The following is a 24058-nucleotide window of genomic DNA, read 5'->3' as shown; positions in this document are numbered from 1 at the left end:
GCTCGTGACCCATGCCCCCGCCGCGCACCGCGCCCCCGCACGGCACCCGGCAGCCAGCGCCCTGTCCCGCCACACGCGTGAAACGCCCCCCGCGCGCCCGCGACGGCTCGGCCCGCTGCTCTTCTGCGCCCCCTTCGTCGTTCTGTTCGTCGCCATGTACATCGCTCCGATCCTGTACGCGGCCTACAGCAGCCTCTTCACCATCCGCCGCTCCGGCCTGGGCCTGACCGCGCCCATAGAGGTCTTCGCGCCCCTGGACAACTACACACGGGCCCTGCACGACGGCTCGTTCACGGCCTCGCTCGGCCGCGTCGCCCTCTTCGGCGTCGTACAAGTACCTCTCATGCTGGCGCTCGCTCTCGCGCTGGCCCTACTCATCGACTCCGAGTCCGCGCGAGGCCGGGGCTTCTTCCGCCTGACGAGCTTCGTCCCCTACGCGATTCCCGGTGTCAGTGCCGCACTCGTGTGGTCGTTCATGTACTCATCGACGTCCAGCCCGCTCAACCGGCTGCTCGAACCGCTCGCCGTCACCATCCCCTTCTTCGACGACGACATCGTGCTGTGGTCCGTGGCCAACATCGTCACCTGGAGTTGGGCCGGCTACAACATGATCATCATCTACGCGGCCCTCCAGTCCATCCCCGCCGAAGTCCTGGAAGCCGCCCGGATGGACGGGGCCTCCGCGCTGCGGATCGCCTGGAGCGTCAAGATCCCCTCCGTGCGGGGCGCGCTGGTGCTGACCACGGTGTTCTCGATCATCGGGTCGGCTCAGCTGTACAACGAGCCGGCCGTCCTGCAACCGGTCTCAGGCGGTTCGATCTCCTCTGCGTTCACCCCTCTGATGTCGGCACAGAGCGCGGTCGCGGCCGGCAACTACCCCTACGCCGCGGCCCAGTCGGTCCTGCTCGCCGTCGCCGTGGGTGTGGTGTCGCTCATCTTCTTCAAGCTGACCCGCCGAGGAGACCACGCATGACCACCGTGATCCCCACCCCCGCCGCCCGGATCACACCGCGGCGCGAGACGAGCCCCACCAGCCGCGTCACCGTGCTCGCCCTGCTGGGGCTGTCCGCGTTCTACTTCCTCTTCCCGCTGTGGTGGCTGCTGGTCTCGGCGACCAAACCCTTCGGAGAGCAGTTCAGCGGCAGCGGCCTGTGGTTCGACGGCTTCGGCCTGTTCGAGAACGTCGCCCGGCTCAGCAGTCAGAACGACGGCATCTTCTGGCGTTGGATGCTCAACAGCGTCCTGTACTGCGGCGTCGGCGCGCTGGTCGGCACGATCCTCTCCGCCCTCACCGGCTACGCGCTGGCCAAGTACGACTTTCCCGGCCGCGGGATGCTGTTCTCCCTGGTCCTGGCAGCCGTCCTCGTGCCCAAGGTGCTGTTCACGCTGCCGCTGTACCTGATGTTCTCGGGCGTCCACCTGATCGACAACCCTCTGGCGGTCCTGCTGCCGAGCGTCGTCAGCCCCTTCGGCGTCTACCTCGCCAGGGTGTTCGCCGAACAGAGCGTGCCCGACGAGGTCCTCGAAGCCGGCCGCCTCGACGGCGCGGGCGAGTTCCGCATCTTCCGCACGATCGCGGTACGGATGATGCTGCCCGCCCTGGTCACGATCTTCCTGTTCCAGTTCGTCGAGATCTGGAACAACTACCTCCTGCCCGCCATGGTCCTGGGCGACGACCAGCTGCAGCCCGTCACGGTCGGCCTCGTCGCCTGGAACGCCAGCCACGTCGCGGTGCCCCCGCCGCTCGTCGTCATCGGATCGCTGGTGTCCATCGCCCCGCTCCTGATCGCCTTCCTCGCGCTCCAGCGGTTCTGGCGCGCGGGCATGACCGCCGGAGCCGTCAAATGACCTCTCCCGCCCTCACCGGAACCGTGGTGCCCGACCCTCCGCGCGAAGCCACGACAACGGGCCCCACACTGACCTGGACCGACGGCCGCTTCCTGCGTCTGGGGCAGCCGCACCGGATCCTGGCCGGCTCCCTGCACTACTTCCGCGTCCACCCAGAGCAGTGGGCAGACCGCCTCCAGCGCGTCGCCTCTCTCGGGCTCAACACCGTCGACACCTACGTGCCGTGGAACTTCCACGAACGCCGACGCGGCGACATCCGCTTCGACGGCTGGCGCGACCTGCCGCGGTTCCTCCGCCTCGCCGAGGAGGCCGGCCTGGACGTCATCGTCCGCCCGGGCCCGTACATCTGCGCCGAATGGGACAACGGCGGTCTGCCCGCGTGGCTGACCGGCCGGCCCGGCATGCGCCCCAGGAGCAGCCACCGGGACTTCCTCAACGAGGTGGGCCGCTGGTTCGACGTACTGATCCCGCTCATCGCCGCCCGCCAGGCGGCACTCGGCGGATCCGTCGTAGCCGTGCAGATCGAGAACGAGTACGGCAGCTACGGCGACGACCGCGTCTACTTGCGCTGGCTCCGCGACGCCCTGGTCGCACGCGGCATCTCCGAGCTGCTGTTCACCGCGGACGGCCCCACCCCGCTGATGCTCGACGGCGGCACCCTTCCCGGCACACTCGCCGCGGCCACCTTCGGCTCACGCCCCGACCAGGCAGCCGCGCTGCTGCGCGCGCGCCGCGCCGGCGAGCCTTTCCTGTGCGCGGAATTCTGGAACGGCTGGTTCGACCACTGGGGCGAGCGGCACAACGTGCGGTCCGAGCACAGCGCCGCCGACGACGTCAAGGACATCCTCGCCCACGGCGGATCGGTCAGCCTCTACATGGCCCACGGCGGCACCAACTTCGGACTGTGGGCCGGCGCCAACCACGACGGCACGAACCTCCAGCCCACCATCACCAGCTACGACTCCGATGCCCCCATCGCCGAACACGGAGCGCTGACCACCAAGTTCCACGCACTGCGCGACATGCTCACGCCGCACCGTACCCGGCCCCTACCCCCACCGCCGGACGACCCCCCGCTGCTCAAGCCCACCACTGTCTCCGTGCGACACGGGGCCGGCCTGCTGGGCGCGCTGAGATCGGTGTCGACCCCCCTGCACACCTCCAGCCCGCTGAGCTTCGAGGAGCTGGGGCAGTCCTCCGGCCTCGTGCTCTACACCGCGCACCCGGTCATCCCTCCCGGTCCCCACGAGGTGACGGTCACCGCTCTCCACGACCGTGCCCAGGTCTTCGTCGACGGCACCCTCGTCACCGTCCTGGACCGGCCGACCGCGTCGTTCACCGTCACCGGAACGGGCGCGGCGATACAGCTCGACCTGCTCGTGGAGAACCAGGGACGCGTCAACTACGGTCCGCTGCTCGGCCAGGGCAAAGGCATCCTCGGCGGAATCCGCGTCGAGCGGCGCCTCGTCCACGGATGGTCCATGCGCCCCCTGCCGCTCGACGAGTGGACCGCCGGCGACCTCGCACGCGCCGCCACGGCAGCCGAACCCGCCGACGGCCGCGGCATCGCCACCGCGCGACTGCGGGTCGAGGAGCCGGCCGACACCTTCCTGAGCCTGCCGGGCTTCGGCAAGGGCTTCGTCTGGGTCAACGACACCCTGCTCGGCCGCTACTGGGACGTCGGCCCCCAGACGACGCTCTACGTTCCCCGACCCTTGCTGCGTCCGGGGGACAACGTCCTGACCATCCTGGAGCTCGATCACTTCGGTCAGCGTGTCGACCTCCTCGACGCACCCGACCTCGGGCCGCGCGAAGAGTACATCGAGACCTTCGCCTGATCACCTCACCGACCCCGCAGCCGAACGGCCGCACACACGCCCCTGGGCCAGAGCGTCCGAGCGCCGCGAACCGCCCACCCCGAGCGCCACACCCCCTCGGCCCGCTCCCCACCCGAAAGGAAACCAGCACCGATGTCCACCACTCAGAGCTCCGCGCACCCCTCCCACACCGCCCACGAGATCGCCACCCAACCCGACTGCTGGCGCAAAGCGGCAGCCTCCGCCGCCGGCCACAGCGCCGCGCTGCCCAGCCGCGGTGAACGCGTCGCCGTCGTGGGCTGCGGAACCTCCTGGTTCATGGCCCTGGCCTACGCCGAACTGCGCGAGCAGGCCGGCCACGGCGAGACGGACGCCTTCTCAGCCTCCTTGTTCCCCGTCAACCGCCGCTACGACCGCATCGTGGCGCTGACCCGCTCCGGTACGACCACCGAGGTCGTGAACCTCCTGACCCGAATACAGGGCCAGGCCTCCGTCACTGCCATCACCGCCGACGGCACCACTCCCGTGGCCGACGTCGCCGACAGCGTCATCGTGCTCGACCACGCCGACGAGAAGTCGGTGGTGCAGACCAGATTCGCGACCACGGCCCTCGCTCTCCTCCGGGCCCACCTGGAAACCCAGGGCCCCCTCCCCGAGGGCGTACGCACGATCGCCGAGGCCGCCGAAGACGCGGAGCTGGCGATCGCCGCCCCCCTGCCCGGTGCCATGCGCACAGCCGAGCAGATCACCTTCCTGGGCGACGGCTGGACCTACGGCCTCGCGCTGGAGGCCGGCCTGAAGATGCGCGAGGCGGCCGGCGCCTGGACCGAGGCATATCCGGCGATGGAATACCGCCACGGCCCCATCAGCATCACCGCACCCGGCCGCGGCACCTGGGTCTTCGGCCCGGCCCCGCACGGCCTGGCCGACGACGTCGCCCGCACCGGCGGTGCCTACCTCGCCGAATCCGGAGGGAGCGCCGGCGCACTGGACCCGATGGCCGACCTCATTCGGGCCCAGCGCCTGGCCGTGCACTTCGCCGGCACGCGAGGGCTCGACCCGGACCGCCCGCGGGCCCTGACCCGCTCGGTGATACTGGCCGACGCGCATGGCTGAGCACACCGACAGCCGCGCGTGTGTGATCGCCCTGGACGTCGGCGGCACGTCGATGAAGGGCGCGGTCCTGGACCACACCCTTCGGCCGCTGAAGACCCTGCGTGTGCCGACGCCCCGGTGCGAGGGACCCGATGCGGTGGTGAACGCGGTCGCCCGGGCGCTGCAGGACCTGCAGTCCCAGGCGGCCGCGATCCACCAGAAGCCCGTCGCCGCCGGTGTGGTGATCCCCGGCATCGTCGACGAGCCGGCGCAACGGGCAGTGCACTCGGTCAATCTCGGCTGGCGCGATGTGCCCTTGGCCGCGGTGCTGGAGCACTCCACAGGACTCCCTGTCACCATCGGGCACGATGTACGCGCCGGAGCCGCGGCGGAGAGCCGTCTCGGCGCGGCCCGGGGCGTCGACGACGCGCTGTTCGTGGCCATCGGAACGGGCATCTCCGCCGCGGTCCTGATGGAAGGCCGTCCGCTGCGCGCCGGCGGCTATGCCGGAGAGCTCGGCCACCTGTCCGTCACCACGTCGGCCGTACGGTGCGCGTGCGGCAACAGCCGCTGCCTGGAGACGGTCGCCTCGGCCCGCGCGATCGCCACCGCTTACACAGCGCTGTCGGGGCGGGAGGTCGAGGGAGCCGAGCACGTCGCGGCTCTCGTGAGGGACGGGGATCCGGTGGCGTTCCGCGTGTGGGAGCGTGCGACCGACGCCCTGGCGGAGGCGTTCGCCGTCTGCGCCACGCTCCTGGCTCCGGAAGTGATCGTGATCGGCGGGGGACTGTCCCGTGCCGGCGAACTCCTCCTCGCCCCGCTCCGCGACGCGATCGACTGCCGTCTGAGCTGTCAGCGGCGACCCGTACTGGTTCAGGCGGCGCTGGGGACGCAGGCCGGCTGCCTGGGCGCGGGACTGCTCGCCTGGGACGCCGCCGGCACCGGCGTGCCGGCCGACCTGCCGACCGGGAGGGGGGGAGGAGCAATGTGATCCTGACCGTCACTCGGGACGGACGCTACCGCGCCGTCCCTCCCACCCGGCTCCGCGGCAACCCGACCGGCGCCGGCGACGCGTGCGTCGCCGCCCTGGCGGCAGGACTCGCGGCCGGCCTGCCCTGGCCGGACATCCTGCGCGACGCCGTCGCCCTGTCGGCGGCCGCCGCGGCGCCCCTCGCCGGCGACTTCCCCCACGACCTCTACGAGCAGTTCCGTACCGACGTGAGTGTGGAGACATCCCATGCCCCTGACGCCCACTGACGACATCATCGCTCCCGCCTACGCCCACAACCGTGGTGTCGGAGCCTTCAACGTCGTCCAGCTCGAGCACGCCGAGGCCATCGTGGACGGCGCACACCGGGCGAACCTGCCCGTCATCCTCCAGATCAGCGAGAACACCGTCCGCTACCACGGATCTCTCGCCCCGATCGGCCGCGCCGCACTGGCCTTGGCGGAGGAGGCGACGGTCCCGGTGGCCGTCCACCTGGATCACGCCGAGTCCGAGGACCTCGTGCGCGAAGCCGTCCGGCTCGGTTTCACGTCCGTGATGTTCGACGCCTCCCGGATGCCCTATGAGCGCAACGTCGCCGTGACCCGGGCCATCACCGAGTACGGGCACAGTGCTGACGTACTCGTCGAGGCCGAACTCGGCGAGGTGGGCGGCAAGTACGGCGCCCACGCACCCGGGGTCCGCACCGACCCGGACGAAGCCCGCGCGTTCGCCGCAGCGACCGCGGTGGACTGCCTCGCGGTCGCCGTCGGCAGCTCCCACGCCATGGCCACGCGCGACGCCGTGCTGGACTTCGACCTGATCGCCCGCCTGCGCAGCAGCACCGGCGTACCGCTTGTCCTTCACGGCTCGTCGGGCGTCTCGGACACGGACCTCGCCCGGGCCGTGACGGCCGGAATGACGAAGGTCAACATCTCCACGCACCTCAACGGCATCTTCTCCGCCACCGTGAGGCGGGAACTGGACCGCCGGCCGGCGGTCAGCGACTCCCGCAGGTACATCGGTCCGGCCCGAGAGGACGTCGCGGCGGAAGTCGCACGTCTCCTGAACGTCCTGGCACTCGCCTGACACCTGTCCTGAGCGGCCCCTGCAACCGGCGTTCCCGGCCTCCCACCACGGGAGGCCGGCCGGACACCGTCGTTGCTCAGGCGCGCCTGCCCCCTCGCCCCTCGCTGGGAGTCGCCTGTGGCCAGCTATGTATCGCATTCCACGCCCCCGGGTCCGCCCATGCGTCTCGTCCTTGCCCCTGTCTCCGCCGGGCCGGGCCGGTGGCAGGGCAGGCCTCTGGCGGAGGCGCTCAGCGAAACGAGTGGATACGAGCCGCCAAGCCGCGGCCGGCGGGCGGTGGGCTGTGGTTCGGATGGCGCGGTCTCAGGGGTGGGTGATCCCGCAAGACGGGGGAGTGGGGTGTCAGGCGAGCGGAGCGGTGCTGTCGCGGGCGATGAGCCGCGGGAGCAGGAGACGCCGGTGGGGCTCGGCGGACTGGGCACCCGAGACCGCTCCGAGGAGCAGTCCGATGGCTTCGCGCGTCATCTCCCTTTTGGGCAGGGCGACACTGGTGAGGGTAGGACGGGCCAACAGCCCTTCTGGCGTGTCGTCATGAGCCACCACCGACAGGTCGGCCGGGATCGAACGGCCCTTGTCCCGGGCAGCTGCGAGTGCTCCGACGGCGAGCACGTCGTGCGTGGCGAACAGTGCGGTCGCCGCCGGGTGAGCCTTCATGGCCTTGTGGGCCGCCGCGATCCCGCCTGCGAACGATGGCTCCGCCGCCAGGTGCACGGCCGAGTCCGGGACGTCCAGGCCGTCTTCGGCGAAGGCGCGCCGGAAGCCGCTCACGCGCATCATGTGCGCCGGGCTGGCGAGAACGGCCACGTTCTCGTGGCCGAGTTCCCGGAGGTGACGTCCGGCCAGGTACCCGCCGTGCTCGTAGTCGATGGTGACGACCGGGAAGCGGGCGGGCGCCTGGGTCTCCCAAGCACACAGGACGACGGGGAAGCGGGTACGCGACAGCAACGGCAGGTGGTCGGTCAGCCCCTCGTCGCCCGCGATGAGGAGGCCGTCGACGGACCGGCTGGTCAGCCCCGCGAGATGCCTCCTGGCGCGCTCTCCGTCCCGGCGCGTGGTGCAGAGCAGCAGGCGGTAACCGCGCTCGCCGAGGACGTCCTCCGCCTCTTCGACCAGTTCCGCGTAGAAGGCGGTGGACACGGTCGGAACGAAAAGGCCCACCGTGCGCGTGCTGCCGGTGGCAAGCGATCGGGCGACCAGATTGGGCACATAACCGAGCTCGGAGATGGCCTCGCGGACCCGGGCCTCGGTGGCAGGCCGAACGGCGACACGACCGGAGAGCACGTTGGAGACCGTCTGTTTGGTGACGCCGGCCCGGTCCGCCACATCCTGCATCGTCGCCACGGCTACCTCGATTTTACCGATCCAAAAACGGATGCAACGTACTGCGGGGAAGGGTGAACGGTCAACACCTGCGTCCCGAGATGTGGGCGCGCGGTGGCACCGGAGGCGCCGGTTCCGAGAAAGCTGAAGTTTTCGGCCACAGGCTCTTGTTTTACCGGTCAAATGAGCCTTACGGTCCACCCACCAACGGCAACCGAGACCCGGAGGCCGAAGGTACGGCGCTCCTCCTCGCGTCGCAGAGCGGAGACCTGAACCGCACGGGTCCTGGTCTCCGCGCCACGCCCACAGCCTCACCCTCCCCGCACCACCCGGCCGAGACCGGGTCCCCCCCCGCATGCCATGCCCGCCTCAGCACTCCGCGAGCCGGACCGCATGCCGTGCACCCCACCCCCACAGGCGGCCGTCCCCGTTCAGGCCCTTGGCCAAACCGAAACGCGCTCGCCCCGCAGGCACCCGCACCGACGCGTGCCCCTCCCTGAAACGCTCCCCCGGCCGGACCGGCCCCGCACGGTACGCCGTCCCCCCGGGCGAAAGGGAGCCGCACTCGGGACGCCCCACAGCCGTCCCGAAACACACCCGCCGTCCCGAAGGACGCCGGACCACCCGAGGAGCCGTCATCTCGGCTTCTCCGATCAAGGAGTACTCATGACCGCTCCTCGCACCAGACTGGCCGGAGCGCTCGTCGCAGCCGCGCTGGTCATCGCAGGCGGCAGCACGCTGACGATGCCCACGGCATCCGCAGAAACGACCGACGCCTCCTACACCGTCACCGTCGGCGCCAAGGGCTCGTGGACGCACCCCAACGACACGCCCGCCGGCACGTACATCGACAAGGACGGCACGTTCTACTTCCAGCAGGCGCACGCCCTCTACGGAGCGAACGACACGCGGAAGTGGGACTTCTTCACCGGCACCAACATCGACACCGCCACCAAGTCCAGCGCGATCAGCGACGCGGTGAACCCGACCAACTCCAACGACCGCAACAACGACACCACCTGGCGCTGCAACAACAGCCCGACCGGCCTGGAGTCCACCCAGTCACCCTCCACGCTCGTTTACGCGCACCGCAACTACTGCGACCTGGCCGGCGTCTGGGTCGACCCGGACACCGGTGACTGGTACGGACTCGTGCACAACGAGTTCACCCCGGAGCCCCTCGGCGACAGCTCCCATTTCGACGGCATCGACTACGCCGTCTCCAAGGACCAGGGCCGCACGTGGACCATCAAGGACCACGTCATCACCTCGCACTACAGCACCAAGCGAGGCGACACCGCGGCCTTCCCCAAGCAGACCTACCACTACGGCACCGGTGACCAGCGGCTCTTCGTCGACACCGCCTCGGGCTACTTCTACGCCTTCTACGGCTCCCGGATCGTGAACCAGGGCTACGGCGGTGGCTGGGCCGCGTTCTACGGGCACGTCGCCCGCGCCCCGATCTCGGGGAAGATGGCGCCCGGCTCCTGGCAGAAGTGGTACGACGGCGCCTGGTCCCAGCCGGGCGTCGGCGGCCGTGAGAGCAACATGGTCCCGGTCGGCTCCGGCAGCACCACGGGGTACACGCCGACGTCGAAGGAGTACAACCCCGCCAACAGCGGCACGGTCAGCCAGCAGGTCGCCGCCGGCCTGACACCTCCGACGTCCCCGCTCTTCGTCATGGACATCACCTACAACGCCCACCTCGGCCTGTACATCGGCCAGCCGCAGGCGGTCGACCAGAGTGGCAACGCCTCCCAGGAGATCTACGCCACCGACAACCTGGCCACCCAGAAGTGGTTCCGGCTCGGCGACACCGGCAGCTACAAGAACGCCTCCTGGTACCGCTGGTTCCTCGACAGCGCCAACAAGACCAGCTCCACGATCGTCGGCAAGAACTTCCGCTCGTACTGCTCCTTCGGCTGCTCCAACGGCTCCGCCAGCGAGTACGTCAACCTGGCGATCGACACGTCCGCGCCCGCCGCACCGGTCGACACCACCAAGGCCTACCGCATCGCAAGCGCCGGCGGCCGCGTCCTCGCCCAGGTCTCCGGCAGCTCGGCCACCACCTCGCTCGCCGCACCCACCGGCTCCGGCCTCGAGTCGTGGACCTTCGCCTCCAACGGTGACGGCTCCTACCGCATCGCCAACTCCGACACCGGCCAGCTCCTCGGCGTCGGCGCTACCACCACCGCCACCCGCGCCTGGGGCACGAAGCCCACCGTCACCAGTGCGACCGGCGGACCCAGCGTCGGACAGCAGTGGTTCGTCATCCGCGGCACCTCCTCCACCACCGGAGCCACCACCGGCACCTACAAGATCGTCAATCGGTACAGCGGCCTCGTCATCGGCCTCTCCTCCGACTCCGGCCGCCTCGCCGAGACCACACCCACCCGCAGCTGGACCAACACCACCGGCAACGCGGTCGGCGACACCCGCACGGGCGGCGAGCAGACCCTGACGCTCACCCCGATCGCCCAGGTCCCCACGCTCGACGGAACCCACACCCTCACCGCCGGCGGCAAGGCCCTCGACAACCCCGACCACAGCACCACCGCCGGTACCCAGCTCATCACCTGGACACCGACCGGCGGCGCCAACCAGAGCTGGACCTTCGCGCAGCAGCCCGACGGCACCTACGAGATCAAGAACAGCGAGTCCGGCCTCTGCGCCGACGTCCACAGCGGCTCCACCAGCGCCGGCGCTCAGATCATCCAGTGGACCTGCAACGACGGCGCCAACCAGCGCTGGAACGTCGTCCGACAGGCCAACGGCACCTACGCCGTCGCCTCCGTGGCAAGCGGACTGCTCCTGACCACCGCCTCCTCCACCGACGGAGCACTCCTCACCCAGCAGCCCCACACCGGCAGCGTCCTCCAGCAGTGGACCATCAACTGACCAGACCACGGCCATGACCGACCTGCCGGAGCATCGTGTACCACACGGGGCTCCGGCAGGCTCCATGGCGCTGGAGTCGTTCCGGCAGTCCTATGCCGCGGCATAGGCGGTGCGACAAAGGGGGGCTTCGATGTCTGAGGCGACGCGGACGCCGGAGTCATCCCCACGCGAGAGAAGGGGGAACGTTGGAAAGCATCGCGCAAGGACGGCGTCCACGTCCTCCGGCCCGTCTACGGGACCGACGCGGGAAGCGAGGGAACGACGGCGACACTGGACTCCGTGCGGCACGGCCGCACGCTGGAGCACTACCGGGCGGCCCTGGAGGTCCACGCGCTGAGCACTTCCAAGTCCGCCACCACCGAACAAATGAGGGGCGCGATGACGCACTACCGCACCCTCTTCGACGACTCGGTGAGAGCGCAGAAGTTCTCGAACGACCTCCTCCACCCTTACCGGTACTCAGATCTGCGGCTGCTCGCAGAACACGACGGCCGCCCGATACCCGGTGAGCTGCTACCGGAACTCACGTGACACAACCGCCGAGGCCAGAGCCGCAGTCTGAAGTACTGGCTGACGGCCGCCTGGAGCGTTCGGTCAGCCTCCAGGGTTCTACCGGCTCACCCCCGAATCCGCCGACGCCGTGGCCGGTCTCGTCACCAGCGCCCAGTGAACTTCAGGCGCACCCCAGACCGCACCAGCAACCAGACCAACCGGACCTTCCCCCCCCCGCTGACCTGCGGATTGACGGAACTCCGGTCAGAGCCAATCCAACGAGCCTCGTCACCGCCACCGTCTACCACTGCAACGGAGCGGTGAGGATTTCGAGTCGGAAGCCCCGGGGGGACGGAGAGGCCCTGGCACAGGCGCCGCGGGGGGTGGGGCGGCCCAGGCCGAGTTCGCGCAGGGCCTGTTGGCAGCGGCGGAGTCGGCGGTGGCGCCGAGGGCGGTGTGGGTGGCGGCGGCTTCGGTGAGTTGGCGGGCGGCGGTGTGGGGGTCGGTGGGGGCGAGGGCGCGGGCGTGGTGTTCGAGGGCACGGGCCGCGTCGTAGGGGCGGCCGATGGCGCTGAGGGTGAGGTGGGGCTCGGTCGAAGCGTGCGGCGGCGCCCGCGGTGTCGCCGTCGTGTTGGAGGAGTAGTCCACGGGCGAGGTCGAGTGCGGCGGCTGCGGCAGGCACGTCCAGGCCTTGAAGGGCGTGTTCGGCCTCGGCGACGAGGCCGCCGGCGGCCTGGTGGTGGCCGCTGGCCAGCGCCGCCTGGGTGGCGGCGGTCAGCAGGTCGGAGGACCTGTCCCAGGTGGAGGCCTTCCAGCGGTCCTGGTTCGTCAAGGTGGCAGCGCTTGCCGCACCGTTGCCGTTGATCTCGGGCAGCGCGCCGGTGCCGTACCGCGTGATGGTGACGGGGGCGGCCTCGGTGCCGCTCCCCATGGGCGCGAGGGTCCCCGTACAGGTCGTGCCGGAGGCGAAGGCGAGTGTGTCGTCGACCGCACCGTGGCCTGGCTGGTCGGCTACGTCGCCGGGTCCAGGTCGCCGACGGGACCACCCTCACTCTCGCGGGGACCACCCGGGCCGTCCGCCAGTCGGGAGCGACGTCTGTCTTGACCGAGCCGGACCCCGCGGCCTCAGCCAAGCACTGTTGATGTTCAATTGTGCATGGAACTTGGACTTTTGAATCAAATCTATTCATTCGAGCTTCGTGTGGCGTACATTGCGCGCCATCCCCATCAGGTATCCGGTTCTGCGTCTCCGCGTAGCCCGGACCGTCTCAGGGAGCATCGATGAGACACGGCTCGAGCCCGGTTAGGTACACCGGGCGCAAGAGATCCTTAGTCACCGCACTCGCCACGTTCGTGGCCGGTATCGGGCTCGCCACCGCGGGTCCCGTAGGGACCGCTGCGGCCGGCACGGCGGGCGCGGTGACCGGGTTCAGTCAGTCCGGTTCCACCTTCACGGCGACGACGTCCACGGGCGCCAAGGCGCGCATCTCCTTCGCCCGCTCCGACATCTTCCGGATCTGGCTCGCCCCCGACGGGCAGTTCACCAACGATCCGGCCGGCAGCGACCTCGCGATCAAGACCGACTTCGGCGCCGTCACGACCGGCTTCACCGACGCGGGCTCGTACTACCGCATCACGACCCCGGAGCTGTCCGTCCGGGTCGACAAGTCGCCTCTGAAGTTCTCCGTCTATCGGGCGGACAACAGCACCCTGGTCTGGCAGGAGACCGCCCCCACCAGCTGGGAGAGCGGCAAGACCACCCAGCACCTGGCGCAGGGCACCGACGAGCAGTTCTACGGCACCGGGCTGCGCCACGGCGAGTGGGCGCTGCGCGGCAAGACGGTCCCGATCACCAGTGGCAACGGGTGGGACGAGGACAGCAACTCGAGCCCCGCGCCGTTCTACATGTCCACCAACGGCTACGGCGTCATGCGCAACACCTGGGCCCCGGGCTCGTACGACTTCGGTACAGCCGGCGCATTCACGCACAACGAGAACCGGTTCGACGCCTGGTACTTCGTGGACACCGACCTCAAGGGCGTCCTCGACGACTACACCGACGTGACCGGAAAGCCGTTCCTGGCCCCGCAGTGGGGCTTCGAGCTCGGCAACGCCGACTGCTGGAACGCCTCCAACCCCGACTACAAGGGCGACCACAACCGGCTGCGTCACCAGACCACCAAGGACATCCTCGGCTACGCGGCGGACGCCCGCGCCGCCGATATGCCTTCCGGCTGGTTCCTGCCCAACGACGGCTACGGCTGCGGCTACACCGACCTCACCGAGACGGTCCAGGGCCTGCAGGACAAGGGCTTCAAGACGGGTCTGTGGACCGCCAGCGGACTGGCGAACATCAAGAACGAGGTCGGCGTCTCCGGCAGCCGCGCCGTCAAGACCGACGTCGCCTGGATCGGCAACGGCTACAAGTACGCGTTCGACGGCGTCCAGCAGGCCGTCGACGGCATCGAGAACAACTCCGACGCCCGCCGCTTCGTGTGGACGGTCGCCGGCTGGTCCGGCACCCAGCGCAACGCGGTGGTGTGGACCGGCGACACCCACGGCACCTGGGACGACATGCGCTGGCACGTCCCCGCCATCACCGGCGCGGGCCTCTCCGGCCACAACTACGCCGCCGGGGACGTCGACGGCATCTACGACGGCAGCCCCAAGACCTTCGTCCGCGACCTGCAGTGGAAGGCGTTCACCCCGGCGTTCATGACGATGTCCGGCTGGGGTGTCACGGGCCCGACGGCTGGCTATCAGGACAAGCAGCCGTGGCGCTTCGCGGAGCCGTACCAGTCGATCAACCGCAAGTACCTCAAGCTCAAGATGCGTCTGATGCCGTATCTGTACAGCATGAGCCGTGTCGCGCACGAGACCGGTGTGCCGAGCACCCGGGCCATGGTGCTGGAGTATCCGAACGACCCGGTGGCGCGCGGTAACGCGACCAGCGGGCAGTTCATGGCGGGAGACTCCTTCCTCGTCGCCCCGGTTGTCTCCGACACGACAGTCCGCGACGGCATCTACCTCCCGGCCGGCACCTGGACCGACTACTGGACCGGCAAGACGCACCAGGGGCCGGGCTGGATCAACGGGCACGACGCCCCTCTCGACCGGCTGCCCCTGTTCGTCAAGGGCGGCGGCATCGTCCCGATGTGGCCGCAGATGAACTACACCGGTGAGAAGGCCGTCTCGACGCTCACCTACGACATCCACCCTCGCGGCAACTCCTCCTTCACCCTGTACGAGGACGACGGCATCACGCGCGACTTCCAGAACGGCGCCTTCGCCAAGCAGAAGGTCGACGTCACCGCACCGGCCTCCGGTTCCGGCGACGTCACCGTCTCCGTCGGCGCGGCCAACGGCAGCTACACGGGCATGCCCGCCTCCCGCGGCTACGACTTCAGCGTCCATGTCGCCACGGCGCCCACCGGCGTCACCGTCGGCACCACCACGCTGACCAAGCACAGTTCCAAGAGCGCCTACGACGCGGCCTCCACCGGCTGGTACTTCGACGCGGCCGACCGCGGCGGCATCCTGTGGATCAAGGCCGGGAACAAGTCCGGCGCGTTCACCGTCAAGGCGACCGGGACCACCCTCCCGACCGCCTCCGCCGCCCCGGCCCCGCCGCAGATCTCCAAGGCGAACTGGACGGCCACGGCCGACAGCCAGGAGGCCGGCGAGCCCGCCCGTAACGCCATCGACGGCAACCCGGCCACTCTCTGGCACACCGCCTGGTCGTCCGGCACCCCGGCCGCCCTGCCGCACGAGATCCGGATCGACCTGGGCGGCCGCTACACCGTGAGCAGCCTTACCCACCTGCCCCGGCAGGACGGGGGAGTCAACGGCCGGATCGGCCGGTACGAGGTGTACGTCTCCGAGAACACCGCAGACTGGGGCAGCCCCGTGGCCAGCGGCTCTCTTGCGGACATCGCCGGAAGCACAACCGTGCAGCTGGCCCCGAAGACCGGCCGCCACCTGAAGCTGAAAGCCCTCAGCGAGGCCGGTGGCCGCGGACCGTGGAGCAGCGTCGGAGAGCTCTCCGCCACCGGGATCGCGGCACCGCTGCCGAGCGGCACGACACTGGTCAACGCGGCCTCCCAGAGCTGTGTCGACCTGCCGTACAGCAGCACCACGGCCGGTACCCAGCCCACGCTGTACAGCTGCCACGGCGGCGACAACCAGAAATGGACCTTCCAGTCCGACGGCCGGTTGACCGGTCTGAACGGTGTCTGCCTCGACAGCGCAGCAGCCGCGAACGCCACCGTCCAGACGTGCAACGGCAGCACGGGACAGCAGTGGTCCCTCGGTGCCGAGAGCACCATCCGGAGCGGGGGCAAGTGCCTCGCCCCCGTGGGATCGGCGACCGCCAACGGCACCCGGTTGACCATGGCGACCTGTGACAGCAGCACGCCACAGAGGTGGTCCTTCACCACCTGAGGTACTGCCGTCACCAAGGTTCCGGCGGCTCCTGATCCATCGAGACCGGGAGCCGCCGGTCCATCCGGGCGTGGAGCGCGCGGCAGGCCGGCGACGTCATGGGCACGGTCCCGCGAGCGCCGGAATCGACGTGGTAGTGAAGCCGCCGACCGACGGCAAGCGCGCGGTGACCGTCGTCAACGGCTCCCCTCACCTACCGGCTTCGACCCGGATCAGGTCGGCTTAGGGACCGACGGTTCTGTCGGCGGGATCCGCGTAGTCCGGGGAGAACATAGAGGAGTCGAACTGGCCCGTGACGTGCGGGATGTCGTCCCACTCGTGGGAATCAGTGACGGCGAGAACGCCTGGCCAGGACGTTGATATCGCGTCCCTGCCCGCGGTCAGCCGAAGCCTGGGGCCACCACGCGACGATCTACACGGCCGACGGTCCTTTGCCGGGTGACCTCCGCTGCGCCCGCCTCGAGTGCCGGGCCCAGGTACGCGCGCGGGCCGGCCGTCGTCGGGGCGGCTTCGAGCCGCTCCCCGACCTTCAGGCGTGCGATGAGGCCGAGATCGGGTACGGCGAGGTCGAGATCGAGATCGAGTATGGCGTCCCGGGTGACGCATGGACGGTCCCCGGCGGCCGGTACCGAGGCTCAACGGCCGTTCCTGACCTCGCCGAGTCCTGGCATCGAGCCAGGCGTGCCATTCGCGATGATGAGCGAAAGTGTCGCCCGGTTCCGGAAGGTCGAGGTGCAGGGCGGAGCGCGGCTTCGTACAGGCGACGACCGCGGAGCCCGCCACGAGATCCCCAAAAGGGGTGAGGGCTCTTGTGACGGTGGCGGCGATGGCGTCCATGGAGGGCCTCCTCTGGCGATATCCCGGATCCCGGTTGGGAAATCCGTTCACCCCCCTTGGTTCTCCCTCCATGAGGCCCGCGAACGAAGATCGAATGACCACCGGATAGGTCACGGCGAGATAAAGGGAAGCCTCGGTCGTACGGGATCACCAGGTACAAAGGCACGTAGTCGAGCACAAGATCGCGCATTCGCCCGGGGGTATCCCGGTGGCCCGCGGTCCGGCAGCACAGCGCCTGACGGCCACCGGCCGCGACATGTGCGGATTACTGGTCCGCCCTGGTCCAGAACTGCCGCGGTGCGAACCCCTCGCGCCGCAGCCAGTGCTCGGTATGGACGATCCGTTCGGCCTCGATGACGACGAGCGGCCCCGACGGGGGTTCGTCGAGAGAGCGCGACCGTTCGACGTGGTCGGACTGCCGGCGGAAGGCCGGCCATCAGTGCTCGAAGTCCGGGTCGTCTTCAGACAGCACGCGAGCCTGCCCGAAGAGCTGAGCACCTCGGCTGCCGGCCTGCCCGACCAGCGGAGCGAAGATCCCCACTGACACCCGGGGACCCGCGGCAAGTCCATCGAACTTCCACGCGCATACGATGCGGATCTTCCCTCCGCCGTCGTCACTGGCTGTGGTCGACCGCGCCCGCCCATTGCGTCGCCGGGGTGTGTTGCGTACTGCTTGCGCGCGGCGACAGCCCCCCCTCGATCCTCGGAGACGGTGGTGCGGCCGGTTGGGAGAGGTGGCGCAGCGGGTGAGGATCACGGTGACGGCCGCGGGGGTGAGATCCAGGGCTGACGCAGTCACCATCCGGTGCCACGATGAAGGGAAGAGGCTTTGTTGCCAGGCGCTTCAGGGAGGCAGGCATGAGCCGCGAGTATCACTTTCATTGCGAGCACGCCGGCTGCTCGGTCACCGTGGGCCTGCGGATGGGCGGGACGCGGGAGCTGGAGCTCCTCGTGGACGGGAAGCAGGTCGCCGCCACCCGCGCCCATGGCCACCACGCACAGACGACGGTCCTGACCACGATCCTGCCCACAGACCCGCCTCGCGGCATCGAGGTCGAGGTGACGCTCCCGGGCGCTCTCGGCGGCGTTCCGGCAAGCACTCTGCTCGCGGGTGGCGAACGCAGGCCCATGCCCGCCCGGGAGGTGCCCCGGCGGGCGCGGCCGGCGGAGGCCGACTGGTACTCCTGAACGTGTAGGGGCGCTCGACACGGTGTGTGAGTCAAGGTCTCCGCCGCCGGGGCCCGACAAGCCGTTCTTCATGTACCTGGCGCTGGACGCGGCCCATGCGCCGCACCACGTCTCCAAGGAATGGGCGACGCCTACAAGGGTGTGTTCGACGAGGGCTATGAGGCGATCCGACCGGACGGGCAGCCGTGGCCGAGGCTGGATCTCGTCCGGCCCTGGGAGACGCTCAGCCCGGACGAGAAGCGGCTGTTCATCAGGATGGCCGAGGTCTTCGCCGGCTACGTCTCGTGGCCGTCTCGGACAACGGCGGCAGCGGCGAGGGCGGGCCTGACGGAACGTTCAACGAGTGGCGGTTCTTCAACGGCCTGCCCACATCGACCGAACTGTCCCTGGAGCACCTTGACGAGCTCGGCAGCCCGGTCTCCTGCAACCACTACCCGACCGGCTGGGCCTGGGCGTTCGACACCCCGTTCCCGTACTGGAAGGGCTGGGCCGGTTACGAGGGCGGCGTGGCCGACATGTGCCTGGTCGCCTGGCCGGCCAAGATCCAGCCGCAACGGGAAGTCCGTCAGCAGTACGTCCACGCGGTCGACGTCGTCCCCACGCTCTACGAGCTGCTGGACATCGAGCCACCCGCGGAGCTCAGGGGGTACCCGCAGAGCCCGATCGAGGGTGAGAGCTTCGCGGCCTCGCTCACCGACCCCACCGTGCCGGGAAAGCAGACCCAGTTCCACGCGATGCTGGGGCAGCGCTCGATCTACCACGACGGGTGGCTGGCCTGCACCGTTCACCCGCCTCACCCGCCGCTGAGCGGCTGGGGCAACTTCTCCCACGACCGGCGGGAGCTCTACAACCTCACGGAGGACCGCGCGCAGTCCACGGACGTGGCGGTACAGGAGCCGGAACGGCTCGAGACGCTCAAGAGCCTGTGGTACTACTACGCGGGCCGCTACAACGGGCTGCCGCTTGACGACCGTACCGCGCTCGAACAGGGCGGGACCTCGCGGCCGGGGGCTTTCTGCCGAGCCGTCTGCTGGGCATCGGACTGCTGCCGAGCATCGGGGCGGGCCGGCTGCTTGCCTGGCCTTTTTGCCGGGGCTGACGATGTGGGAGCTCGCACTCGTCGGCGCGATCCTCGCCCCCACCGACGCCGCCCTGGGAAAGACCGCCATCTCCGATCCCCGGGTCCCGGCGCTCGTACGGCATGGACTGAATGCGGAGAGCGGCCTGAACGACGGCATGGTGCTGCCGTTCTTCGTCCTGTTTCTGGCAGCCATCCCAGGCACCGCCGGATGCGCCTTTGGTTTCGCCCTGCGCCGCAACCGGACCGGCAGCGAGAATGAGCGCCTGGATCACACTTCCGACTTCGCCGAGAATCTCGGCGGACTCCTGGCGTCGATACGCGCGGACCGTCCGTGTCCGAACACCTTGCGCTACCGGGTGCGCAAGGCAGTCGCCCTGAGCGGGATCAGCCTCGGCGACGCTGATCAGAGGCTCGTCGCCACGCTCCGGCTCCGCCTGGCCATGGGCGGCGAGCACATCGTGAAGGCCCCCTTTCCGACCCTGTGACGGCACGGGGAGCCCAGCGCGGCCGAGGAAACCCGTGTCGGCGCCTGGCGCCGGCGCCGTTCAGGAACCGCTCGTCATTCGGTGACGCGCACCGCGAGCGCGGGGCGGATGGCGGCCGCGCGTCGGGCCGGCCCGATCGTGGCCAGGAGCGACGCGGCGAAGGTGGCTGCGGCCAGGCCGCCGATGCTGGTCCATTCGACCGGGAAACCTCCCTCGAGGCCCTCGAACGCGGCGCTGTTGGCGTACATCAGCCAGGTGGTGAGCACGCCCAGGAAGGAGCCGAGCACGATTCCTTCCATCGCGATGAAGGTGCTCTCCCAGAGGAACGACCGTTGGACGGTCCGCGCCCGGAAGCCGAGGGCCCGCAGGATGCCGATGGTGCGGCGGCGTTCGCGTACGGATCGGACCATGACGACGCCGAGGCCGGTGATGCCCACGCCGAGGCCCAGGGCGAGGAAGCCCTGCATGAGGCGGAAGAAGGCGGTGCTGGAGTCGAACTGTTGGCGGATGTCCGACTCGATGGGTGTGGCGACCAGGCTGGACGAGAGTTGCTCGCCCTGCAGTTGGGTCGCCAGGGCGTCGGGGGAGATGCCGGGGGCGGTTCTCACCAGCGCGGAGGCGTTCTGGGCCTGGGCGCCGAAGAGCTCGCGCGTCGCCTGCTCGCTCAACACCACGGGGTAGGTGGTCGAACTGGCGCCGGTGCCCGGGTAGAAGACCAATCCGTTGCTGAGCACGCCGGCGATGACCTTCTGTTCGCTGCGGCCCGTGCGGGGGTCGGTCAGGGTGAGGGTGTCTCCGGGGTCGTAGTAGTCGCCGGCCGGGCCGCCGGTGCTGCCGAAGAAGCCGTCGAGCACGACGTAGCGGGGGTCGGAGGCGAGGGCCTGCCATACCGCGGGGTCGTTTTCCAGGCCGGGCAGGCGCTCACGGAAGGTGATGCCGGTGATCGCTCCGTCGGGCACGCCGACGACGGCGGTGTCCAGGGGCTGAGGGGTGCGGTGTCCTGGATCGGTGGCCCGCCCTGTGGCGTTGAGCAGCGGTGTCACGGCGGCGATCCCGGGGGCGGACGGGCCGCCGCGGAGATCGGCAAGGAGCCGGTCGCCGGCGACCTGGGGGTTGTAGTCCAGCCGCAGGGAGTATCCGGCGGTGGCATCGGCGACGACTCCGTCGACGCCGGCGCGGATGATGCCCGAGATCTCCGTCAGGAGGACGAGGACGAACACGATCAGGGTGTACATCACCAGCGTCGCGCCGGTCCTGAATCGCTTGGCCAGCGGGTACGCGATCGCGAGCCGCGCCGCCAGGCCGCCCTCCGTCGGGCGCTGGAGGAGTCGCCGTACGGGGCGTAGCAGGGTCTTCTGGTTGTCGCTGACGAGCACCACGGCGGAGAAGGCGGCCAGGGCGCCCTGGATGACGTATACGGACATCGAGGGTGTGTCGAAGATCCGGGGGCGGATGACGGGTGCCAGGAGCGTCCAGGCGAGGACGGCTCCGGCGACCAGGGTGGTGACCGTGTGGCGGGGGAGGACCCGCAGGAGTGCCGGGGTGGCGAAGGCGAGGGCGAGCGCCGGCATGAGGTACGTCGCGTCGGGCTGGCTGCGTGCCACGGCCGGGACGGCCGCGAACGCGCACAGGACGGCCAGGGTGCTGGAGACGGCGAGCAGACGGCGGCGTGGCCCCTGTCCGGGCGTCGTCGGGAGGTCGCGGATGGCGGCGATGATGTTGAACCGGCTGATGCGCACGCTGGTCGCGAGGATCGCGGCGAAGGCGATGAGCAGGCCCATGGCCAGCCCGTTGAGGACGCTCGTGGGGGTGATGGCGAACGTGATGCGGATGCTGCTCCCGCCGACCGACCAGCCTTGGAAGATCTGCGCCGCCACGACGGCGACGCCCCAGCCGACCGCGACCCCGATGGCGACGCCCGGCAGCGCGGACAGCAACGCGTAGGTCGCCCCTTCGAGCGTGAAGGACCCGACAAGCCGCGAGCGCTTCATCCCCACGGCCCGCACCATGCCCATCTGGGACTTCCGCTCCTCGCCGAGCATCACGAAGATGTTCACCAGCAGCAGGGCGCCCGCGATGATGCTGAAACTGCCGATCATGAGGAACAGGGCTCCGAGGGAGTCCCCGGCCTGTTTGGCGTCCCGCAGGACCGTGTGCTTCGGCGTCTCGACCTCTGTCTGGCCGGCGAGCGGACCCAGCGCCTGCCGGATGTCGGCTGTCACCCGATCGGTCAGGGCTTCGCCGCTTTCGACGCCGCCTCGGTTGGAGACGAAGGTGACCGAGCGTGGCTCCGCTCCGGCGGCCCGGGCGGCGGAGTCCAGGGTCCCCGGTGCCAGGAACACGTCGCGGTTCAGCCTGCCGCCGAGGCCCACACCGGCCAGCCCCTCTTCCGGCACCACACGCTCGACCCGGTACGTCCCCGGAACTCCGAACAGATACAGCGTGACCGGATCCCCGGCCCCCACGTTCAGGGAGCGGGCCAGCGGCTCGTTGACCACGACCTGGCCGGGCTTCGGATTCGGTCCGCCGAGACCGGAATCCCCACCCGGCGCGCCGAAGCGCGCCGCCTTGTCGAAGTCCATCTGCCAGGCCAGGACGCGTGGCTCGGCGACCGTGCGGCCGTCGGTACCGCTGACCGCCGATGCCTGGGTGGCCTGGGCGTTCAGTACTCCGTCGACGTCGGGGTCGCCCGCCAGGGCGGCCAGCCGCTCGGTCACGTCGCGCCCGGTCGGTCCGGGGGGCGCGACGACGCGCTCGTCCACCGGCCCCAGGGTCCGGTACGCCTCCTGCCGTACGGAGAAGTTCAGGGTGTCGCCGACGACCAGGGCCCCGATGACGATGGCCGTTCCGAGCATCGACCCGCCGATCACCAGCGCTGCCTCGGTACGTCGGCGGGCGACCTGCCGGAAGGCCAGCCGCCGTGACACCGGCTGCCGCACGGCGACCAGCACCAGGGCCGCGAGGGCGAGCGCCAAGGCGGTGAGCAGCGGGATGAGGAGGTTCGGGTACATGGTCAGCCCAAGGGGGCGTCGGGGATCGGGGCTCGGGCCGTGACGGGCCGGCGGACGTCGTCGACCAGCTGTCCGTCGTGCATCCGGATGAGCCGGGGGACGCGCGCGCCGATGGCGCTGTCGTGGGTGACCAGGACGATGGTCTGGCTCTCGTCCTGGTTGAGCTCGCACAGCAGGTCCATGACCTGGTCGGCCATCGCGCTGTCGAGGTTGCCCGTCGGTTCGTCCGCCCAGACGATGGCCGGGCGTCCGGCCAGGGCGCGGGCGATGGTCACCCGCTGCTGCTCGCCCCCGGACAGCTCGCTCGGCCGGTGCTCGACCCGGTGGCCCAGGTCCACCCGGTCGAGCATGTCCAGCGCCCTGCGACGGGCTTCGCGCGGCCGGGTGCCCACGAGAAGCAGGGGCAGTTCGACGTTCTCCACCGCGGAGAAGACCGGGATGAGGTTGAACGCCTGGAAGACGAACCCCATGGTGTGCGCCCGGTGCTCCGTGCGCGCCGCGTCCGACATCGCGAACAGGTCGTGGCCGTCGACCTCCACCCGGCCGCCGTCGATGTCGTCGAGCCCCGACAGACAGTTCAGCAGTGTGGTCTTTCCGGAGCCGGACGGTCCCATGACCCCCACCATCTCCCCGTGGCGCACGAGGAGGTCCAGGTCGAGCAGGGCGGTGACTTCGACGGAGCCCGTCCGGTAGATCTTGCGTACCCCGGTGGCGACGAGGAGTGCGCGGTCGGCGTTCATGTCTTCCATACCAACCTCCGGAGGGAACCGGCGGCTACGGCCACTCAGGCCCGGATACGGGCCGAACGGCCCATTCGCCGGGTCACCGGGAGGCCCGCATGAGCGGTCTCGCAGCCGCGGTCAGGCGTCCGCTGCCGCCCGGGCGCGTCTCTGGACAGCGGTGGCGGCCAGGGTTCCCGCGCCGGTCGCGGTGACGGCGAGGAGGACGAATCCCCACGTGTAGTCGTGCGCGATGCTGTCGACCGCTCCCATCACGAGGGGTGGGAAGAAGCCTCCGAGACCGCCCGCCGCCCCGACCACTCCCGTCACCGAGCCGACCCGCTCGGCCGGGACCAGACGTGCCCCGATGTCGTTCACCACCGGCAGCCGCTTCACCCTCCGGGTGGCCATGATCCGTGCCGCCTCGGCGAGCGTGGCGTCCGCGTGTACGGTCACGGCCGGGCTCGACATGAGCTCCCCGGCCCGCAGGGTTCCGGCCTTGGCCGCCTCGTCGAATTCGCCCGGGCGAGGCTCGTCGAGCCGGAACTCCTCCTTCGCCAGAAGATCCGCCTCCGACACGACTTTGACGACACGGCCCTCTCCCTCATGGACAGGAAGGGCACTCACCTTCCACCGGTCCAAGAGCGCGACGATTTCCTTGTAGGGCGCGTCACGGCCGATCGCGATGGCGGTGTGGGGCATGACGTCGCTGACGGTGCAGTGCGAGGCAGGCATGACGTTCACCGGGAGGTG

17 protein-coding genes and 1 pseudogene are annotated in these 24058 nt (G+C 70.1%); 13 read left to right on the top strand and 5 right to left on the bottom strand.

Annotated elements, in window-relative coordinates; all coding sequences use genetic code 11:
- The first annotated feature begins 4 nt into the window (after positions 1-4).
- From OG361_RS02570 to OG361_RS02540, 7 genes are all read left to right on the top strand, one after another.
- Positions 5-973, top strand: a complete 969-nt coding sequence (locus OG361_RS02570) for a carbohydrate ABC transporter permease (RefSeq protein ID WP_405851624.1) — start codon at positions 5-7, stop codon at positions 971-973.
- Positions 970-1848 (top strand): carbohydrate ABC transporter permease, encoded by an 879-nt coding sequence (locus OG361_RS02565; protein ID WP_405851623.1) that lies wholly within the window; start codon positions 970-972, stop codon positions 1846-1848. Before OG361_RS02570 ends, OG361_RS02565 begins: the two co-directional genes overlap by 4 nt.
- Positions 1845-3686 carry a glycoside hydrolase family 35 protein gene (locus OG361_RS02560; protein ID WP_405851622.1) on the top strand — a complete coding sequence of 614 codons (1842 nt, stop codon included), beginning with the start codon at positions 1845-1847 and terminating at the stop codon, positions 3684-3686. The genes OG361_RS02565 and OG361_RS02560 overlap by 4 nt, the downstream gene beginning before the upstream one ends.
- A gap of 132 nt (positions 3687-3818) precedes the next feature.
- Positions 3819-4781, top strand: coding sequence for an SIS domain-containing protein (locus OG361_RS02555; protein ID WP_405851621.1), 963 nt, complete (start codon positions 3819-3821; stop codon positions 4779-4781).
- The gene (locus OG361_RS02550) at positions 4774-5751 is read left to right on the top strand and encodes an ROK family protein (RefSeq protein ID WP_405851620.1); all 978 of its coding nucleotides are present in this window, start codon (positions 4774-4776) and stop codon (positions 5749-5751) included. Before OG361_RS02555 ends, OG361_RS02550 begins: the two co-directional genes overlap by 8 nt.
- Entirely contained in the window at positions 5748-6017 is a 270-nt protein-coding gene (locus OG361_RS02545) for a PfkB family carbohydrate kinase (protein ID WP_405851619.1), read from the top strand. The genes OG361_RS02550 and OG361_RS02545 overlap by 4 nt, the downstream gene beginning before the upstream one ends.
- A complete protein-coding gene (locus tag OG361_RS02540) occupies positions 5998-6834 on the top strand; it encodes a ketose-bisphosphate aldolase (RefSeq protein ID WP_405851618.1) in 837 nt (278 codons plus the stop codon). The genes OG361_RS02545 and OG361_RS02540 overlap by 20 nt, the downstream gene beginning before the upstream one ends.
- Positions 6835-7176: 342 nt before the next feature.
- Here the strand turns inward: OG361_RS02540 and OG361_RS02535 are convergent, their stop codons facing one another.
- Positions 7177-8166 carry a LacI family DNA-binding transcriptional regulator gene (locus OG361_RS02535; RefSeq protein ID WP_405862020.1) on the bottom strand — a complete coding sequence of 330 codons (990 nt, stop codon included), beginning with the start codon at positions 8164-8166 and terminating at the stop codon, positions 7177-7179.
- Between the two features lie 654 nt (positions 8167-8820).
- Between OG361_RS02535 and OG361_RS02530 the strand changes: the two genes are divergently transcribed.
- From OG361_RS02530 to OG361_RS02520, 3 genes are all read left to right on the top strand, one after another.
- Positions 8821-11052, top strand: coding sequence for an RICIN domain-containing protein (locus OG361_RS02530; protein ID WP_405851617.1), 2232 nt, complete (start codon positions 8821-8823; stop codon positions 11050-11052).
- 279 nt (positions 11053-11331) lie between these two features.
- A complete protein-coding gene (locus OG361_RS02525; RefSeq protein WP_405851616.1) occupies positions 11332-11583 on the top strand; it encodes a hypothetical protein in 252 nt (83 codons plus the stop codon).
- Between the two features lie 1380 nt (positions 11584-12963).
- The gene (locus OG361_RS02520) at positions 12964-15984 is read left to right on the top strand and encodes a TIM-barrel domain-containing protein (RefSeq protein ID WP_405851615.1); all 3021 of its coding nucleotides are present in this window, start codon (positions 12964-12966) and stop codon (positions 15982-15984) included.
- A 1102-nt stretch (positions 15985-17086) separates the two neighbouring features.
- On the opposite strand, the pseudogene OG361_RS02515 reads toward OG361_RS02520, so the two are convergent.
- Positions 17087-17398 (bottom strand): annotated as a pseudogene (locus OG361_RS02515) (pyridoxamine 5'-phosphate oxidase family protein); the annotation flags it as partial.
- A 281-nt stretch (positions 17399-17679) separates the two neighbouring features.
- Here OG361_RS02515 and OG361_RS02510 point away from each other — a divergent pair.
- From OG361_RS02510 to OG361_RS02500, 3 genes are all read left to right on the top strand, one after another.
- The gene (locus OG361_RS02510) at positions 17680-18009 is read left to right on the top strand and encodes a hypothetical protein (protein ID WP_405851614.1); all 330 of its coding nucleotides are present in this window, start codon (positions 17680-17682) and stop codon (positions 18007-18009) included.
- Positions 18010-18293: 284 nt separating this feature from the next.
- Entirely contained in the window at positions 18294-19349 is a 1056-nt protein-coding gene (locus OG361_RS02505; protein ID WP_405851613.1) for a hypothetical protein, read from the top strand.
- Positions 19350-19446: 97 nt separating this feature from the next.
- Positions 19447-19575: a hypothetical protein gene (locus OG361_RS02500; RefSeq protein WP_405851612.1), complete on the top strand. Its 129-nt coding sequence runs from the start codon at positions 19447-19449 to the stop codon at positions 19573-19575.
- 74 nt (positions 19576-19649) lie between these two features.
- Here OG361_RS02500 and OG361_RS02495 read toward each other — a convergent pair whose 3' ends face one another.
- The 3 genes from OG361_RS02495 to OG361_RS02485 form a co-directional block, all read right to left on the bottom strand.
- Positions 19650-22586, bottom strand: coding sequence for an ABC transporter permease (locus OG361_RS02495; RefSeq protein WP_405851611.1), 2937 nt, complete (start codon positions 22584-22586; stop codon positions 19650-19652).
- A gap of 2 nt (positions 22587-22588) precedes the next feature.
- Entirely contained in the window at positions 22589-23335 is a 747-nt protein-coding gene (locus OG361_RS02490; RefSeq protein ID WP_405851610.1) for an ABC transporter ATP-binding protein, read from the bottom strand.
- Positions 23336-23446: 111 nt separating this feature from the next.
- Positions 23447-24040: a CBS domain-containing protein gene (locus OG361_RS02485; protein ID WP_405851609.1), complete on the bottom strand. Its 594-nt coding sequence runs from the start codon at positions 24038-24040 to the stop codon at positions 23447-23449.
- Positions 24041-24058 lie beyond the last annotated feature (18 nt).

The organism is Streptomyces sp. NBC_00090, from assembly GCF_045160815.1.
Taxonomy (GTDB): domain Bacteria; phylum Actinomycetota; class Actinomycetes; order Streptomycetales; family Streptomycetaceae; genus Streptomyces.
This window is presented reverse-complemented; position numbering and strand designations above follow the sequence as displayed.